At 40.9% G+C, this 17,825-nt stretch carries 12 protein-coding genes; all 12 read left to right on the top strand.

The window, feature by feature from the left end; all coding sequences use genetic code 11:
• A partial coding sequence (locus R2Q84_RS16445) for an Ig-like domain-containing protein (RefSeq protein ID WP_316817669.1) occupies positions 1-2,352 on the top strand: 2,352 nt, incomplete at its 5' end.
• 40 nt (positions 2,353-2,392) lie between these two features.
• Positions 2,393-3,403: a type IX secretion system membrane protein PorP/SprF gene (locus R2Q84_RS16440; protein ID WP_316817668.1), complete on the top strand. Its 1,011-nt coding sequence runs from the start codon at positions 2,393-2,395 to the stop codon at positions 3,401-3,403.
• Positions 3,404-3,438: 35 nt separating this feature from the next.
• On the top strand, positions 3,439-5,391 hold the full coding sequence (locus R2Q84_RS16435) for an OmpA family protein (RefSeq protein WP_316817667.1): 1,953 nt from the start codon (positions 3,439-3,441) through the stop codon (positions 5,389-5,391).
• Positions 5,392-6,006: 615 nt separating this feature from the next.
• Positions 6,007-6,549: an RNA polymerase sigma factor gene (locus R2Q84_RS16430; RefSeq protein ID WP_316817666.1), complete on the top strand. Its 543-nt coding sequence runs from the start codon at positions 6,007-6,009 to the stop codon at positions 6,547-6,549.
• A 105-nt stretch (positions 6,550-6,654) separates the two neighbouring features.
• Positions 6,655-7,827, top strand: coding sequence for a FecR family protein (locus tag R2Q84_RS16425; RefSeq protein ID WP_316817665.1), 1,173 nt, complete (start codon positions 6,655-6,657; stop codon positions 7,825-7,827).
• A gap of 265 nt (positions 7,828-8,092) precedes the next feature.
• The gene (locus tag R2Q84_RS16420; protein WP_316817664.1) at positions 8,093-11,557 is read left to right on the top strand and encodes a TonB-dependent receptor; all 3,465 of its coding nucleotides are present in this window, start codon (positions 8,093-8,095) and stop codon (positions 11,555-11,557) included.
• 22 nt (positions 11,558-11,579) lie between these two features.
• On the top strand, positions 11,580-13,013 hold the full coding sequence (locus R2Q84_RS16415; protein WP_316817663.1) for a RagB/SusD family nutrient uptake outer membrane protein: 1,434 nt from the start codon (positions 11,580-11,582) through the stop codon (positions 13,011-13,013).
• Positions 13,014-13,020: 7 nt separating this feature from the next.
• A complete protein-coding gene (locus R2Q84_RS16410; protein ID WP_316817662.1) occupies positions 13,021-14,166 on the top strand; it encodes an AhpC/TSA family protein in 1,146 nt (381 codons plus the stop codon).
• Positions 14,167-14,323: 157 nt separating this feature from the next.
• Positions 14,324-14,809: a DUF4822 domain-containing protein gene (locus tag R2Q84_RS16405; RefSeq protein ID WP_316817661.1), complete on the top strand. Its 486-nt coding sequence runs from the start codon at positions 14,324-14,326 to the stop codon at positions 14,807-14,809.
• An 85-nt stretch (positions 14,810-14,894) separates the two neighbouring features.
• Positions 14,895-15,755 (top strand): helix-turn-helix transcriptional regulator, encoded by an 861-nt coding sequence (locus R2Q84_RS16400; RefSeq protein ID WP_316817660.1) that lies wholly within the window; start codon positions 14,895-14,897, stop codon positions 15,753-15,755.
• A 304-nt stretch (positions 15,756-16,059) separates the two neighbouring features.
• Positions 16,060-16,626, top strand: a complete 567-nt coding sequence (locus R2Q84_RS16395) for an RNA polymerase sigma-70 factor (RefSeq protein ID WP_316817659.1) — start codon at positions 16,060-16,062, stop codon at positions 16,624-16,626.
• A gap of 76 nt (positions 16,627-16,702) precedes the next feature.
• On the top strand, positions 16,703-17,818 hold the full coding sequence (locus R2Q84_RS16390) for a FecR family protein (RefSeq protein ID WP_316817658.1): 1,116 nt from the start codon (positions 16,703-16,705) through the stop codon (positions 17,816-17,818).
• Positions 17,819-17,825 lie beyond the last annotated feature (7 nt).

Here is a 17,825-nt window from a genome sequence, read left to right as displayed (position 1 = left end):
ATTACGCCAATAGCTCAGACTCCTGCTTTGAGTTTAACCAAAACTGCAGTAGCTGGGCCATATAATAAAGTTGGTGATGTGATCACATATAATTTAGTGGTTAAAAATACGGGCAACGTAACCGTAACAGCGATTGCCATTACTGATGCCAACGCTGATGCGGGTAGTATCTTGCCTGCGAGCATTGCCAGTCTTGCACCAAACGCAACGGCTAACGTTACTGCAAAACATACGGTAACACAAGCTGATTTGGATAGGGGTTATGTGACGAATATCGCCAGCGCTGATGGCAAGGATTCAAAAGGAGGAGATGTTGGAGCAAAATCTACAGACCCTACGCCAATCCCTGGCGCACCTGTAGTTCCGGGTTGTACCGATTGTACAGTTACACCAATAGCTCAGACTCCTGCTTTGAGTTTAACCAAAACTGCAGTAGCTGGACCATATAATAAAGTTGGTGATGTGATCACATATAATTTAGTGGTTAAAAACACGGGCAACGTAACCGTAACAGCGATTGCCATTACTGATGCGAATGCTGATGCAGGGAGTATCTTGCCAACGAGCATTGCCAGTCTTGCACCAAACGCAACGGCTAACGTTACTGCTAAACATACAGTAACACAAGCTGATCTGGATAGGGGTTATGTGACGAATATCGCCAGCGCTGATGGCAAGGATTCAAAAGGAGGAGATGTTGGAGCAAAATCTACAGACCCTACGCCAATTCCAGGTACACCGGTAGTTCCGGGTTGTACCGATTGTACAGTTACACCAATAGCTCAGACTCCTGCTTTGAGTTTAACCAAAACTGCAGTAGCTGGACCATATAATAAGGTTGGTGATGTGATCACATATAATTTAGTGGTTAAAAACACTGGAAATGTAACAGTTACCTCAATTACAATTACAGATGCAAATGCTGATGCTGGTAGCATTAGTCCTGCATTGATTGCTAGCCTTGCCCCAAATGTTACAGCAAATATTACGGCTAAACATACCGTAACGCAGGCTGACTTAGATAAGGGGTATGTAACCAATATTGCGAATGCAGATGGTAAAGATCCAAAAGGAGGCAATGTACATGCCGAATCAACTGATCCATCACCTACACCTGGTGCACCAGTGGATCCAACTTGTACAACATGTACCATCACACCAGTAGAACAAAAAGGTGCAGTAGCTTTAGTGAAAACGGTAACTAATGCCGGAACAGGTGAAAATGGAGCCTTTGTATTGGGCAACCAGATTGAATATACCTTTACCGTGACCAATACAGGAAATGTGAGTCTGAAAGATCTGGTATTAAGTGATCCATTGTTAAACAAACTGAGCATTACAATACCTGGAGTAATTCTTCCTGGTAAATCGGTAAGTCACGTTGAGAAATATACCATTACCGCGGCAGATGTAGTAGCTGGTAAGGTCAACAATCAGGCGGTCATCAAAGCCACTGATCCTAAAGGCGGAAATGTAACAGATCAGTCAGGTACGGATACCAATAATGATAATCCTACAGTCATCACCATTGCTAAACCACCAGTTGTAAAAGACGATACCAAGGAAACACAGCAGAATAAGCTAGTGGTAATTGATGTACAGAGAAATGATGAACCTGGTAGCAGTGCGATTGTTCCTGGCAGTACAACTATCATTACACAACCTAAAAATGGAACGGTTAAAGTCAATACAGATGGTACGGTAACCTACACACCAAATCAGGGGTATACCGGAACGGATGAGTTTACCTATACGGTAACGGATAAAAATGGTCAGATTTCCAATCCGGCTAAAGTTACATTAACTGTTGTGCCGACCAAGCCGGTAGCTATTGATGATACCGCAGAAACTCAATGGAATACGGAAGTTAAAATTCCGGTATTGGGTAATGATAAAACTGACGATGCTGCATTTGATAAAGGCACAGTTGAAATCACAGCGCAACCTAAACATGGTACCATAAAAGTTAATCTTGATGGAACGGTTACTTATTTGCCGAACAGCGGATATACTGGACCAGATACTTTTAACTATCGTGTTAAGGACGAGTATGGTAACTGGACAGATGTGGCGGCAGTTAAGATCAATGTTAAAGGCTTCTTTATTCCAAACGTAATCACTCCAAATGGAGATGGTAAAAATGACACCTTCGTCATTGTAGGATTAGAAAACTTTGGAAACTGTGACATAACCATCTTTAACCGTTGGGGTAATGAAGTTTACCGAAATAACAATTATAAAAACACCTGGACTGGTGAGGGACTGAATGCAGGAACTTATTACTACCTGATCAGGTTGAACAATAATGGTAAACAGGAAGTGTATAAAGGTTGGGTGTTATTAAAAAAATAATTGATAAGGCCGGTGAAAGCCGGCCATATACAAACAGATTATGAACAAACATATCATAAAAAAAGTCATACTGGGGTTGGGACTAACTGTTGCAGGCCTGATGCCAGCGAAGGCGCAGCAAAATATTCAGTTCTCTCAATACATCTTTAATTCTTTAAGTGTGAATCCTGCTTATGCGGGGTACAAAGAAGAATGGTTTGCACAATTGGCTCTGAGGAGCCAGTGGACCGGTCTTAGCGGTGCACCGAGAACCGGGCAATTGTCTATTGATGGCGTAGCTGATGCCAATAAGAATGTAGGCCTGGGTTTGCAAATTACAGACGATAGGTTAGGACCGCAGTCGGCTACTTCGATTTATGCAAATTATGCTTATCGTTTAAGACTTAACGATGAGGATACACAAAGATTAAGTTTTGGTGTAGGAGCGGGTATTACCCAATATGGACTGGATGGCAATAAATTAAGACCTGTTGATTTTGACGATCCGGATCTGCCGGTTGGTAAAATTAGTAGCACCATTCCAGATGTTCGTTTTGGGGTTTACTATTACAATCCAAGCTTTTACATTGGTGCTTCAGCAATGGACTTGCTCTCCGGAGATAAATCAAACAGCATCTTCAACTGGGATAAAAATAATGTGGAGAACCTAAAACGTAAACGCCATTATTATCTGATCGCAGGTACAATATTTAATTTATCTGAGGATACGAAGCTTCGTCCAAGTCTATTGTACAAAGAAGATCTAAAAGGTCCTTCAAGTTTAGACATCAGTGGCATGTTAATCTTTGCTGAGAAGTTCTGGATCGGTGGATCGTATAGAACGGGAGCCAACCTTTGGAAAAAAGATTATACTAAAGGCCAGCAATTGAGCAGTCTCAATTCCATTTCTGCAATTACGCAGTTTTATGTAAGCGATACATTCAGAATCGGATATTCTTACGATCACATCCTGAGCAAGCTGAGTAGCATACAAAATGGTACCCATGAAATTACAATTGGGGTAACATTCCCTGGAAAGAGCAAGCGTTTACTTAGTCCAAGATTCTTTTAGGATCAATAATCGATATATCGTTTAAACTGATGAACATGATGAATAAAAAATATACCAGATACATTTTCCTTTTAGGCCTGGGATGTGCTTTTCATGCAGCTTCTGCACAAGAACAACCAAGCTTAAAGCGAAGGGCAGATCAATTGTATACACAATATAAATATGCTGATGCAGCTTCAATTTATCTGAAGTTGGTCGATACCAAAAAACCAAAATTAACTGATCTTGAACGTTTGGCAGATTGCTATCAGAAAATGAATGACTACGAGGCTGCCGAGAACTGGTACGCCAGGGTAATCCAGGATCCGGAAAGTAAAGCCGAAAACCTGATCAGCTATGGAGCGATACTTAAGTCTAATTCCCGCTATGCAGAAGCAAAAAAAATATTGCAGACTTATGCCAGTAAAAGCGGTGATACCAAAAGGGTAGGTAATGAAATCGCCGGATGTGATTCTGCTTTGGTATGGATGGCTAAACCGACCGCGCATAAAATCAAAAACGAAGCTCAGGTCAATACTGCTTTTGCGGAATTTGGGGTGTTTCCAATGGGTAATAAAATCTTGTACACTGCCGAACCGGATCAGGGTTTCCTGAATCAAAAAGATGGGCGTACAGGTAATCCTTTTTTAAGAGTCTATACTGCTGATCGCTCTGCGGACAATAGCTTAAGTGCAAAATTGATTGACAAGTCATCGTACAATGATGAGAATTATCACGTAGGACCGATCATTAGCAATCAAAAAGGAAATGTATTATTTGTGACACGTACTTATCCGGGTCAGTCCGGAGAAATTAGTAAAGAGAACAAAACGAAATTCAGAACCAATAACCTGGAACTGTATATCTATACTGCAAACAATGGCAAGTATGAAGCTGTGCCTTTTCCTTATAATGAGGTGAAGAAGTATTCTGTTGGTCACGCTGCATTAAGCCAGGATGAAAAAACACTTTATTTTGTGTCTGATATGCCTGGTGGTTTAGGTAACACAGATATCTGGTATTGTGAATTGCAAAATGATGGCAGCTGGGGAAAACCTCAAAATGCCGGACCTGCAATCAATACCAGTCAGGACGAAATGTTCCCGAACATAGGGACAGATGGTACTTTGTATTATTCAAGTAATGGATTACCAGGAATGGGTGGATTAGATATCTTTAGTGTAAAAGGTGCAAAAAATAGCTGGTCTAAACCCCTTAACCTGAGATATCCGGTTAATTCTGCTGGTGATGATTTTGCTTTCATTACCAATAGTGCAAATGAAGGTGCAGTGATGGGGTATCTTTCTTCTAACCGCAGAGGTGGTGTAGGAAATGACGATATCTATAGTTTCAGTAACATCAAACCTAAAATGATCCTGGCTTTAAAAGGCCTTACCCTGAATAAAAAAACAGGTGAAACAATAGCCGCGGCTACGGTAACCTTATATGCCAATGGACGTCAGATTGTAGCCAAACAAAGTAGTAGTGCAGATGGTACTTTCTTTTTTGAACTGGCAAAAGAAACTGATTATACCGTGCTTGGTCGGAAAGATAAGTTTTATAGCGATTCGGCAATGGTAACAACCAAAGGCCTGACGAAATCTGATACCTTAAGTGTAACCCTGCGCTTAGAGCCCTTGTTTGAAATTGGTAAAACAATTGCCATTCGAAACATTCATTATGATTTTGATAAGGATAATATCCGTAAGGATGCAGCTAAAATTCTGGACGAACTGGTACGTACCATGCGCGACAATCCTACACTTGAAATTGAACTGGGTTCGCATACCGACAGTCGCGGGATAGATATTTATAACCTTGACCTATCTCAACGTCGTGCACGTTCTGTAGTCAATTATCTGGTTAGCCGTGGTATTTCCAGAAGCCGCTTAACAGCTAAAGGATATGGGGAAACACAATTGTTAAACCGTTGTGCAAATGGAGTGAAATGTTCTGTGGCAGAGCACCAGGCCAACAGACGTACTGAGTTTAAGATTTTAAAAATGTAACAAAAAGATCAGTCATGTTTGATGCAAGTTGGATAACCGGAGATGTTGAAAGAATTTAACCGGCACAGCTTAATAGAAAAGTCGATTTGAAATTTAATGTTTTATTATAAAGTGCATTTGATTATAAAAAATGCTGAGATTGTACATGTTACTCCGGTTTCAGCGACACATCATTTAGAGGTTGGTATTGACGGGATCGAAGTTGAAGATATATTAATCAATATTGATATTGTTACTGCTATTAAATATTATGGTATGACGGAGCTATTGGACACAATAGGAGAAGAACATTTGAGATCACATCTGGAATGTCTTTAATGGGCCACAGACTTTTTATTTCGGTTCCAAAGCAGGATATCCTATGCATAGGGAAAAATTAATTAAACAGTTGGAAGAAGCCATTAATGAATAATAATAAAAGAGAGAATTTCAGTAATGAGATTTTCTCCTTTATTATTGTCCTGTAGCATATTTTAACATGTCTGTCTAAGAAGTTTAAGGTTCAATTTATATCGTTTTCTGGATTTTCTGTACAGTACCTTAAAGAATACCTATATTTTACTTATTATTGAAATTCTTATTTTAAATTTAAAGCGCTAATAGTAAATAATGGATATGAAGGCACAGATCGGCGAACATAATATTGAATTGCTTTTTCGCAGATATTTTCGCCATTTATGTCTGGTTGCTATGAATTATATACATGATAAGGATCTTGCTGAAGATCTGGTACAGGATTTTTTTATCAAGTACTGGGAACAGCACGTAGACCGTCCTGATCCTGATAACTTTAAACATTATGCGACAAAGGCAGTTAAAAATATCAGCATAGACTTCATAAGAAAAAGAGCGGTGCAGCTAAAGCGGGAGATGGGATTGCCAGGATTGGCCGAAGCTTTTGATCCGCAACAGGAGCAGTATGATCTTGACCAACGGCACACACGCCTGGTACGTATTTTTGAACTGATAGATAACCTGCCGGAAGGACAAAAGCAAATTCTTAAGCTCCACGCCGTGGAAAAGCTGACTTATGCGCAGATTGCAGAAAAACAAGGGATCTCCATTAACACAGTTCGTACCCAGCTTACCCGGGCATACAGCACGTTACGTAAATCAGCAGCCGGTGTAATTTTTCTCTCGTTTATAAAATATTTGTAGTTGATTTATAGTTGGTTAGGTTTTTTCTTAAAGATAACTTAACTTTCTTGTCACATACTCTGGCGCTTTTTACGACATATCATTAAAAGAGGGATAGCTATTGTTATGTCGAAAGATCAAAATTGGGAAAAGTTACTGGACCATCTGGAGTCTGAACAGCAAAAAGGAAATATTTTAACCAGCGAAGAGAAACAAAATCTTGAGGAATTGAGAATGCTGATGAGCGAAACTTCGGATGCATTTCAGTTATATCAGTCTTTTGATGTGGATCAGAAATGGAATAAACTTAGAGCCGAAGGTGTTTCAAGGGGACTTGCCCACGCTGAACCGGTAGTTAAACAAAAAACCTTCAGGTTACAGGCCAGGTTTGCAATTGCCGCGGCAATTGCTACGGTGCTGGTATTTGCCGGACTTTTCTACTATAATTTCGATGTCCGCAGGGCGCTGTTAACAGAAATTGCTTATAAAAATGATGTTGCCCCGGGTAAAACCGGTGCAACACTCACGCTTGCCAATGGAAAAAAAATCCGCCTGGACCAGGCGCTTAATGGTGAGCTGGCCAAAGAAGCGGGGGTGGTCATCTCAAAATCTGCCGATGGACAGCTGATTTATGAAGTGAAGGGTTCAGCAGCTGATCCCGGCAGAATGAATACCTTAACTACTGCAAAAGGGGAAAGCTACCAGTTGCGCTTGCCGGACGGATCGCTGGTATGGTTAAATGCGGCTTCGAGCCTCACTTACGCTGCTGATCTGAATAGTGGTGGTAAACGTAAGGTGGAATTAGATGGTGAGGCGTATTTCGAAATTGCAAAAGATAAAGCACATCCTTTTGTGGTAGAGAGCAGGAAACAGGAAGTAGAAGTGCTGGGCACGCATTTTAATGTGAATGCTTATGCAGATGAACCGGTGGTGGCTACGACCTTACTGGAAGGTGCGGTAAAAGTGACGGGGAAAGGGTTGGATCAAACGATCAGACCGGGAGAGCAGGCCATTAACAATGGCAGTGCCATTCAGGTAATGGATGTGGATGTGGAAACGGTTGTAGATTGGAAATCAGGCGGGTTTATTTTAGATAGGGTTGACTTCCGGACGGTAATGAGAAAAATTGCCAGATGGTATAATGTTGAAGTGGTGTATGATCCCACTGTGCCTTACGACATGATTTCCGGCGGCTACATTTCGAGATCAATGCAGCTCTCATCGGTACTTAAATTAATAGAGAAATCGGGACAGGTACGTTTCAGGATTGAAGGACGGACTGTTCACGTATCTGAATAAGGAATAACTAACTAATTATGGACCACTAAATCAACAGGATGATCGAATATCTACGACAGAAAAATTAAGATAATAAAAAAACCAGAAGTGCTAACGACACCTCTGGTTCAATTCGGCGCAATCAATAAATAATCAACTGTAAACCGCAGTAAGCCCTCAGTTTTCGAAGACAATGGCGAACTGCTTAACCGAAATTAAACAAATGTATAAAAATTATACCGGGAAACAGGGTATAGTAAGACTATGCCATAAAATCATGCTAATTATGCGAGTAACCACCATAATATTGATAGCATCGTTAATGCAGGTGAGTGCTGCATCTTTTGGTCAGCGCATTACGATAAATAAGCGTAGCATCAATCTGGAAGCTGTGCTGAAAGAAGTGAGAAAACAAAGCGGCTATGCCTACTATTATGACGGAAAAATCCTGTCAAAAAATCAGCAAGTCAACGTTGCTTTAACCAACGCAACCGTAGAGGAGGCTTTGAAGAGCATTTTTAAAGGGCTTCCACTGTCTTATGAAATTGAAGACAAAACGGTAATCATCAGAAGAAAGGAACCTTCTTTTTTAGACGAAGTGATTGCCCGATTTCAAAACATGGATGTCCGCGGCCGGGTGCTGGGTGAGAATGGCCAGCCCATGGCAGGAGTGAATGTTAAAGTAAAAGACACCAGAAATGCTACTACAACTAATGGGGAAGGTACGTTTAGCCTTTCGGTACCGGAGAACGCAATTTTAGTTTTTTCTTATACAGGTTATGTTACCCAGGAATTGTCGGCAAGGAACAATATGACGGTAACCATGCAGCAGAGCCAGAATAAGCTGGAAGAAACAGTGGTTATAGGTTATGGAAGCAGTAGAAAGAAAGACCTGACCGGTTCTGTTGCTACGGTAAGTGTAAAAGATGTGCAGGACCTGCCTTTTGCCACAGTTGACAATGCTTTGGCCGGTAAAGCTGCGGGTGTGCAGGTAACTAAAGCTGATGGAAGCCCTGGTGGGGCAGTGAAGATCAGGATCCGTGGTTCCAGTTCACTATTGGGCGGTAACGATCCTTTGTATATCATTGATGGAGTACCGGTTCAGGTGCGTAGTAGTTTTATCGATCCGGGTTTTGATGTAAGTACACCAGTGGGTAACGATGTCAACAATGTTGGTGGGTTGAGTGCAGGCCTTTCTTCTTCTTTTGTAAACGGACTGAACAGTATTGGCGGACTGAATATCAATGACATTGAATCGATCAGTATTCTTAAGGATGCTTCATCAACGGCTATTTACGGCTCTAAAGCAGCCAATGGGGTAGTGATCATTACCACCAAAAGTGGTAAAAAGGACATGAAACCCCAGATTACGGCGAATTACTACACTACAGCAACCAATGCCATTACACCGAAATTGCTTACTGGCGACCAGTACAGGATGCTCATCAGTGAAGCTGCAAAAAATGATTTTGACGAACATACCATTGCAGACGACTATATGCCGGGAGATGTAGAGACCATTGTGAAAAACCCTTCTGCATTTTTCGGAAAGGCGAATACCAATTGGATTGACGAAGTGACCCGGAATACCATTTCACACAATGCGGATCTGTCTGTGCAGGGGGGTGGTGCTTTTTCTAAATACTTCAGCTCTATCTCTTATAACAATACCCCCGGAGTAGTTAAAGCTACCGATTATCAAAGGGTAACCGGTAAATTGAACCTGGAAAATGAGATTGGCAAGCGCTTTAAGTTTGTAACGAACATACTGCTGGGTTATACCAATCAGCAAATGGGAGATGGGGCTTACGGACAGGCATTAAGGGCCCGCCCTGATTTTGCACCCTATGATGAAAAAGGAGTTCCTACAGATTTCTCAACGGTAGGGTACTCCTATCAGGGATTTCAGAATCCTGTAGCGCTGTTGCAGGCCACCAACAATGCAAAAACCTTTGGTCTGATGGGTTCGGCTTCTGGTCTGTACGATATTACAAATGCGCTTAAGTTTAAAAGTACGGTCTCATTAAACATGCAGACCTATAATCAGCGCAACTATATGCCCAGCTTTTTAAATATCGGTAGTTTTTATGGAAATGTGGCTAACAACGGTGGGATTGGTAGTAACTCAAACAGCAGGTTAACCAACTGGTTTTTAGAAAATACGCTGACCTATAACAAAACCTTTAACGATATCCACGAACTGACTGTGCTGGGCGGTACTTCTTATGAGACGATCAAGAATAGTTTTTTCAGCGCAACGGCTACGGGCTATCCGGATGATAAAGTGCTGAATAACCTCTCGTCGGCTACTACACCATTAATTACCAGGGGGGACGACCCGCGTAAACCGCAAAGTTACCTCTTGTCTTTTTACCTGAGGGCAAATTATTCCCTGATGGATAAATACCTGTTTACCTTTACAGGCAGAGCCGATGGTTCTTCAAAATTTGGACCGAACAACAAATTTGGTTACTTCCCTTCTGGTGCAGTGGCCTGGAGGATTTCGCAGGAAAATTTCCTTAAGGATATAAAATGGATTGACGACATTAAGTTCAGGGGCAGTTATGGATTAACCGGTACCCAGAACATTGGCGATCAGATGTACCGTACGCTGTATAGTCCGTTCTCTTATGCAGGAAGCAACGCGCTGGTACCTACACAGCTGGGGAATGAAGGGATCAAATGGGAGAGTACAAAAGAAGCTGATGCCGGACTGGACGTTTCCTTGTTTGATAACCGTTTGCAGGCTACAGTAGATTATTACAACAAAAAAACCGAGGGGGTTTTACTGGCTTTACCAATTGCCTCCAGCAGTTCTTATTCCTCGCTACTGAGAAATACGGCAGATATTAAAAATACCGGCCTGGAAATTTCTTTACAGGGCGATATCATACGTACCAAAAACTTCAGATGGAATGCTTCCCTGAATGTGACCTGGAACAAGTCGCTGGTGACTAAACTGAGTGCCAATGCCAACCTGCAACAGATTGGAAGCATGACCGGCCTGGAAACAGGTAACAGCACTACGCTGATTGAAGGCAAACCACTTGGCCTGATTACCGGATACAAAGCTACAGGCATCATCAGAACCCAGGAGCAGCTGGATGCCTACAAAAAAGAGCTTGGCTTTATCGGAATGCTTTTTTACCCTTATATCAACATTGGTGATCTGATGTATGAACTGGATTACGATGAGTACAAAGAGTTTGAAAGTGCTTCTCCAAAAGGCAAAGAGATCATAGGCCAGGCAGCACCAAAGTATTATGGTGGCTTTACCCAGGGTTTTGGTTATAAAAACCTGGATCTGCAATTTTATTTTACCTTTTCGCAGGGGGGAAGCCTGGTATGGGGCGATGATATTGGCAGTATGCAATTCAGCGGATCTGCTAATGCCAATGCAATCATGTTAAACAGATATCATCCGGGCAATACAACAACAGAACGTCCACGTTTATTGTATGGTGATGGTTTCACACCGATATCTAATATGAATGTTTACAGTTCCTCGTATATCAAGTTAAGAACGGTTTCCCTAAACTACAGGCTGGGTAAATCGAAATGGATGGAAAGGGCCGGACTATTGAATGCTTCCGTATTTGCCTCGGCAACTAACCTGTTTACCATTACCAAATATCCGGGAAATGATCCTGAAACCACCAACGATACGTATAGCGTAAGGGGCGGATATTTTGATGTGAGTAACTACCCAACGGTAAGATCGTTCTCATTAGGATTTAAACTAGGTTTTTAACATTCAATTTAATTTTATTCAGATGAAATCTTCATATAAAAAATGGTTAATGCTTGTTTTACCAGCCTGTGTGTTAATGGGCTGTAAAAAAGAGCTGAACGTACTCCCTACTGATCGTCAGGTAGACGGAAATGTGATCATTGATGCGAAAAGTGCGGCTACCGTACTGAACGGTGTTTATTATCGTTTTGCAAATGCATCGACAGACAATAACGGAATCCCTTCCTTGAAATGGATGGGTGTTTTCGAAACTACTCCATCGATATTGAGTGGCTTACTGGTGAACAAAAACAGGGACGGCCTGAACGATTTTACCATAGACAGAACTGGTACGGCAACGGCGACAAAATGGTCCTATGGTTACAGCCTGGTAAATGCGGCCAATGGTTTTTTGAAAAACCTTGCACCTGCTACCAATATTGTAGATGATATAAAGAAGCAGATGAACGCCGAGGGCAGGTTTTTAAGGGCCTTCGGTAATGCCGACCTGCTTTTTCATTATGGACAGTATCGCGATATCAACAGCAAATACGGAATCATCCTGAGGACTGAATTTGTAAATTCTGATAATATTGAACAGCCCCGTTCGAGTGTTAAGGAAAGTTATGATGCCATTATTGCTGATCTGGATGCTGCGATTGCTGGTTTACCCTTGCGAAATACCCAGTTGTATTATGCAAATGTATGGGTGGCCAAATTGCTGAAAGCACGTGTGTTGATGAACAGGGGCCAGGGTACGGATTATGCAACGGTAATCAGCCTTACGGACGATATTATTAAAAACAGCAAATTTAAATTGGAAGGGTTGACAAAGGATATATTCTGGGTAAAGGGCTTTCAAAGCGAAGAGGTGATGATGAGTGCACAACCTTTTCCTAACGAGAACGATAAATACAGGCAGTACCAGTTTTACATGCAATATATAGGTACACCGAAGCTGACCAAACTGATGACCAATGATCCGAGGCTGGACTGGACTTATAAACCGGTTACCGTAAGAGGGGTAACTTCGAATATGTTTACCAAGTATTATTCAGGAAATGCCAGTGTGATCAGTTTTACGCCATTATCGGTTAACGCTTATCCTTTCCGTTTAACGGAAGCTTATCTGCTGCAGGCCGAAGCTATTGCATTATCGGGAGGAAACCTTGCACCTGCCAAAACCCAGCTGAAAGAAGTAATGACGCATGCTGGCTTTACTGAATTTGGTACGGTTGACGGGACAAACAGCGGGGAAGCTTTCCAGGTGCTGGTAGTTCAGGAAACGATGAAAAACTTTGTGGGTGAGAATGGGCTGGACTGGCTGGCTTTACGCAGGCTGCCACTCCTGACGATCCAGCTACCGGATTTCAGACCGGAGATTAAATCGGCAACTTCTTTGTTATTGCCGCTTCCTGCCTCTGAACTGGATGCGAATATTAAAGCGGAACAGAATCCCGGATACGCAAGAAATTAAGTAAAGTATGAAAAAACTATGGTTATACAGCCTGGCAGCATTTTTAAGCCTGCCAGGCTTTGCACAGAAAAATTTTAGTATTAAAGGTAAGATTGCAGGGAAGAAGACAGGTTATATATATCTGTTTTATCCGGTGGGCAGCGAGAATTATAAAACAGACAGTGCGGCTGTCCGCAACGGCGAGTTTTTATTTAAGGGTAAACTGACAGAACCGGTACTCGGTTACCTTACTGCCTCGAAAAACATTAGAAATGATGATGATCCGAACGCAGGACAGATTTTTATAGGACCCGGTGACATGAGCCTTTCGCTTACCTACGGGGCTTTTAAAAAAAATGTATTGAAAGGATCGCCCAGTAATGATGAATTCGCTGCTTTGAACAAGGAAAAAGAGCCTATTCGCAAAGAGATGGAGCCGCTTTCCAAAGCTTACAGAATTGAAAAGAACCGGGAAAAGGCAGCAGCTATAAAAGAGCAGTTTGAACCTTTTAATAAAAGGATGGATCAAATAGACAAGGCTTTCATCAGCACACATCCGGATTCTTATATCTCCGCTTATCTGATGCGTTATAAAATGAGTTCAATGGGGATTGCAGAAGCTAAAGCAGTTTACCATACCTGGACGGAAAAAATAAAGAACAGCACATTTGGTAAAGAGGTACACAAAGAAATTCTGGAACTGGAGAACGGATCGCCCGGAAGTCAGGCAATGGTTTTTTCGGCAACCGACATTAACGGGCAAAAACTGAGCCTGGCCGATTTTAAAGGCAAGCAATATGTACTGGTGGACTTTTGGGCGAGCTGGTGTGTGCCCTGCCGTAAAAGTAACCCGCATTTGCTTGCTCTTTACAGTAAATACAAGGATAAGGGACTGGAAATAGTGGGGGTTTCTGATGATGACGGTAATCCTGCAGCCTGGAAAAAGGCTGTTGAAAAAGACCAGATCGGTGTATGGAGACATGTTTTAAGAGGATTGAAGATGTCGGACAAAGGTTATGATACCACTAACGACATCAGCAAAGGTTATGGTATTCATAGCTTGCCTACCAAGATCCTGATAGATAAGGAAGGGACTATTATTGGCCGTTATGGTGGTGGCGGAGAGGATGATCAGGCGATGGATAAAAAAATCGCAGAAGTGTTTAAAAATTAATGAATTAGTTAAAACTTATTATCCTTTTGCTATTCCCTCCTGATGAAAAAGTAATGCTAATAGGATGTACTAATAAATTTCACAAATGATCGGATAAATTCTTCAAAATAATGATTTGTACCATGGGTAGTTTTGCAGTGTAAATAATCATAAAAATATGAACGGATTAAAAAAAATAACCATGGTGCTTTTAGTCATCATTGGAAGTACACTTACCTTTAGCTGTAGTAAAGACGATGAGAAAGTAGAGGAGCCTAAATTAACCCCAAGTCAAATTTTGTCCAGTATCTCCTGGGAGACAACCAATGCAAAAGACAATCAAGGTAATGATGTGGTATTAACAAATTTAAATGTTTCCAATTTTGTAGGGTTTGCTTACTTCAAAACGAATGGAACCTTTACAATGTACAACCTGGACAATTCGCCAAAAATGCATGGCGACTGGTCAGTTTCAGCTGATGGTAAGAAGCGGACAATTGTAGCGAAGAATGATGCAGGTGTAGTGCTATTTACAAGAGTGGTGGATATTACGGTATTGACAAAAGAGGAGTTTACCTACAGGATTTATCCAAATAATAATGATAAGACGATTTATTTCGACATTATCCATACACCCACAACGCACAAAGAACCTCAGAAATAGTATAACCCCTGAGTTTTTATTAATGTGTTAGGTGCCAGAAAAACAGAATGTTTTTCTGGCATTAGTATTAAATTACTGTATTAACATGGCATTATACAATAAAAATGAGCATTTTCCGGTTTTGGGCCTCCAGGAATTCAGTAAGGGAGCATTTGCCGGAAAGGGAGATTTGTTGTTTAATGAGTTGCATGGTGAAAGACATATAGATAAACCTCATCAGCATGACTTTTTTATTATTGTACTTTTTGATCAGGCAAAGGGCATTCACAATATTGATTTCATAAATTATAACATAGGCAATCATGAAGTGCATTTGTTGTTCCCGGGGCAGGTGCATAAATGGAATATTGGTCCTGGAACAACAGGTTATCAACTGATGATCAGCCGTGATTTTTTTGAGATATTTTCTCCAAGTTTCAGATTTTCCTTTGCCAGTTATCAAAGCCATCCGGTTATCCAGCTATCTGAAAATTCTTTCAAGCTTCTTCATTATGAATTTGATGCGATTAAAAATGAGCTGGAATGTGAAGATTCACTTCAGGAATTGATAAGCTCACGTACGGCCATCATTGCTTCAATTGTGAGTAAGGAAGCAGAGAAAATATTCAGTGATGTCAATATTTATAAAGGTGAGCCAAGAATAGCCAGGTTTGAGCAGTTGATCGATATTTACTTTAAAGATCAAAAGTTAGTCTCATTTTACGCTGAAAAATTAAATATTTCCGCCAATTATCTTAACATAATTTGTCAAAAGTATCTAAAGGTTTCTGCAACAAAGTTAATCCAGCAGAGACTGGTACTGGAAGCTAAACGGCTTCTTAAAGCCACGATGCTATCTGTTAAGGAAATCGCTTTTGAACTTAATTTTGTCGATCACGCTTATTTTTCAAATTTTTTTAAGGCACACACTGGGGTTACACCTACGGAATTTCGTGAAATGTCATGAATCTTTGAAAGCATTGTTATAAATATTTCAAGTGTTGTGATAAATGGTTCAAGTCTCTTGTGAAAATGAAGATTACTTTTGATAGACTATGCAGAAGGTTGCATGTAAATAGTTTACCAGATTTAATATTTATCCGATCATAATTGATAGGGGACCAGGAGAGGGTTTTAAAGCTAGAAAAAATTAATGGTGAGTTGAATATGGTAGATGATTCCGGTAACGAAGTTGGGAAATACCCAGGGGGGACTAGTTATATTCTAATCAACTAACCAAAATTGTCTCATTAATTTAAACAGGAGCCGTGTTGGATTACAATTCCTTATCTGATGATCAACTGATCGAGTATTTAAGCTTGGGGAATGTTATGGCTTATACTGAAGTATACAATCGTTATTTCGATGTTTTGTATATGCACACACGTCATAAACTAACCGAGCCCGATGATGCCAAAGATGTTATTCAGGAGGCTTTTACTCAGCTATGGAACAAACGTGACGGACTAATGGCGATCAATAACCTGAAAGCGTATTTATATGTTTCTGTCAGAAATGGGATTCTGAATACTATTGCTCGTAAAAAACATGAGCAAAAGTATAAAAAAACATTGCCTCCATTCATCAGTAATGTGCATGCCATTACCGACCATCGGATACGCGAAAAACAATTGATCAGCCTTATTGATGAACAAATCGCTCAGTTACCGGAAAAAATGAGGATCCTGTTTGAGATGAGCAGAAAACAAACACTTTCTCATAAAGAGATCGGTATTCAGATGAACATTTCGGAACTTACGGTAAAAAAACAAGTGGCCAATGCGGTCAAAATACTCCGTAAAAAATTAGGGGAATCATTTGTTCTGATCGTTTTGTAAAAAAAAACATTTTTATCTACTCCCTGTCTTCCTGTTAATTGTCTTCATCATTAAAGGGCATATACGCTAAATATTTATGAGCGAAACTCAGACAAAATTACTTTTATCCAGATACAAACTAGGGGCTTGTACCGAAGAAGAACTGGCGATGCTGGAAAGCTGGTACCAGTCTTCAGCATTTGTACAACCCGAACTGGCTGAAGAGGAACTCTATAATGCCAAGATTGCGGTATGGAAGAATTTGCCTATACATCAGCAGCATCCTGAGCAAATCAGTTTATTAGCCCGTCTTTCTGTCGCGGCATCATTGTTAATCATTATAGGGCTGGGATGGTTTTATTTCAGTAGCACAAAAAATCCTGCCACCAGACTTGCTTCACTCGAACAGATTATGGCAGGCGGCAATAAGGCAACTTTGATCCTGGCCAATGGAAAGCGGATCCCGTTAACAGACATTCCGGAGGGAAAAGTAACAAGTTTACCAGGAATAAGGGTGACTAAAACGAATCATGGTCAGTTGGTTTATCAGACGGAAGGACAACAGACCGGAAACAGGATAGAGTACAATACCATAGAGACTCCTGTTGGAGGAACTTATGAACTGGTACTGCTGGATGGTACCAGAATCTGGTTAAACGCTGGCTCCTCTTTAAAATATCCGGCCATGTTTGCTAAAGATGAGCGAAAGGTAGAGTTGATTGGGGAGGCTTATTTTGAGGTGTCGCATAATCCTAAAAAGCCATTTATAGTTAAAACAGCTAACAGGCAAGTGGTAAAAGTATTGGGTACCCACTTTAACTTGAATGCTTACCCGGATGACCAGGTTTATAGGACCACTTTGTTTGAAGGTAAGGTTGAGGTGTCGAACGGCCGGACCGAAGTTATTCTAAAGCCATTTCAACAGGCATTGCTTCAAAACGGGGCTTTAACTGTAAATGAAGTCGCAGATGCAACAGCTATCTCTTGGAAGGATGAGCAGTTTGCTTTTAAAGATGAGACACTGGAAAACATATTGAATGAATTTGAAAGATGGTATGATGTAGAATTTATCTGCCCTGAGGAATTCAAAAATATAAGGTTCAGTGGTAAAATATCAAGAAAAAGAACATTAAAACAAGCGCTCAATATCATTGATAGGGAAGGAACCGTACACTTTAAGAATGAAGGAAGGAGGATTTGGGTGACTAAATAATTACTTT

The organism is Pedobacter nyackensis, from assembly GCF_032678475.1.
Classification (GTDB): domain Bacteria; phylum Bacteroidota; class Bacteroidia; order Sphingobacteriales; family Sphingobacteriaceae; genus Pedobacter; species Pedobacter nyackensis_A.
This window is presented reverse-complemented; position numbering and strand designations above follow the sequence as displayed.

Excerpts from the sequence above, each read along its gene's own strand:
- R2Q84_RS16435 (WP_316817667.1), top strand. The coding sequence starts at position 3,439 with ATGATGAATAAAAAATATACCAGATACATTTTCCTTTTAGGCCTGGGA.
- R2Q84_RS16400 (WP_316817660.1), top strand. The coding sequence starts at position 14,895 with ATGGCATTATACAATAAAAATGAGCATTTTCCGGTTTTGGGCCTCCAG.
- R2Q84_RS16420 (WP_316817664.1), top strand. The coding sequence starts at position 8,093 with ATGCGAGTAACCACCATAATATTGATAGCATCGTTAATGCAGGTGAGT.
- R2Q84_RS16410 (WP_316817662.1), top strand. The coding sequence starts at position 13,021 with ATGAAAAAACTATGGTTATACAGCCTGGCAGCATTTTTAAGCCTGCCA.
- R2Q84_RS16405 (WP_316817661.1), top strand. The coding sequence starts at position 14,324 with ATGAACGGATTAAAAAAAATAACCATGGTGCTTTTAGTCATCATTGGA.
- R2Q84_RS16425 (WP_316817665.1), top strand. The coding sequence starts at position 6,655 with ATGTCGAAAGATCAAAATTGGGAAAAGTTACTGGACCATCTGGAGTCT.
- R2Q84_RS16390 (WP_316817658.1), top strand. The coding sequence starts at position 16,703 with ATGAGCGAAACTCAGACAAAATTACTTTTATCCAGATACAAACTAGGG.
- R2Q84_RS16440 (WP_316817668.1), top strand. The coding sequence starts at position 2,393 with ATGAACAAACATATCATAAAAAAAGTCATACTGGGGTTGGGACTAACT.
- R2Q84_RS16415 (WP_316817663.1), top strand. The coding sequence starts at position 11,580 with ATGAAATCTTCATATAAAAAATGGTTAATGCTTGTTTTACCAGCCTGT.
- R2Q84_RS16430 (WP_316817666.1), top strand. The coding sequence starts at position 6,007 with ATGAAGGCACAGATCGGCGAACATAATATTGAATTGCTTTTTCGCAGA.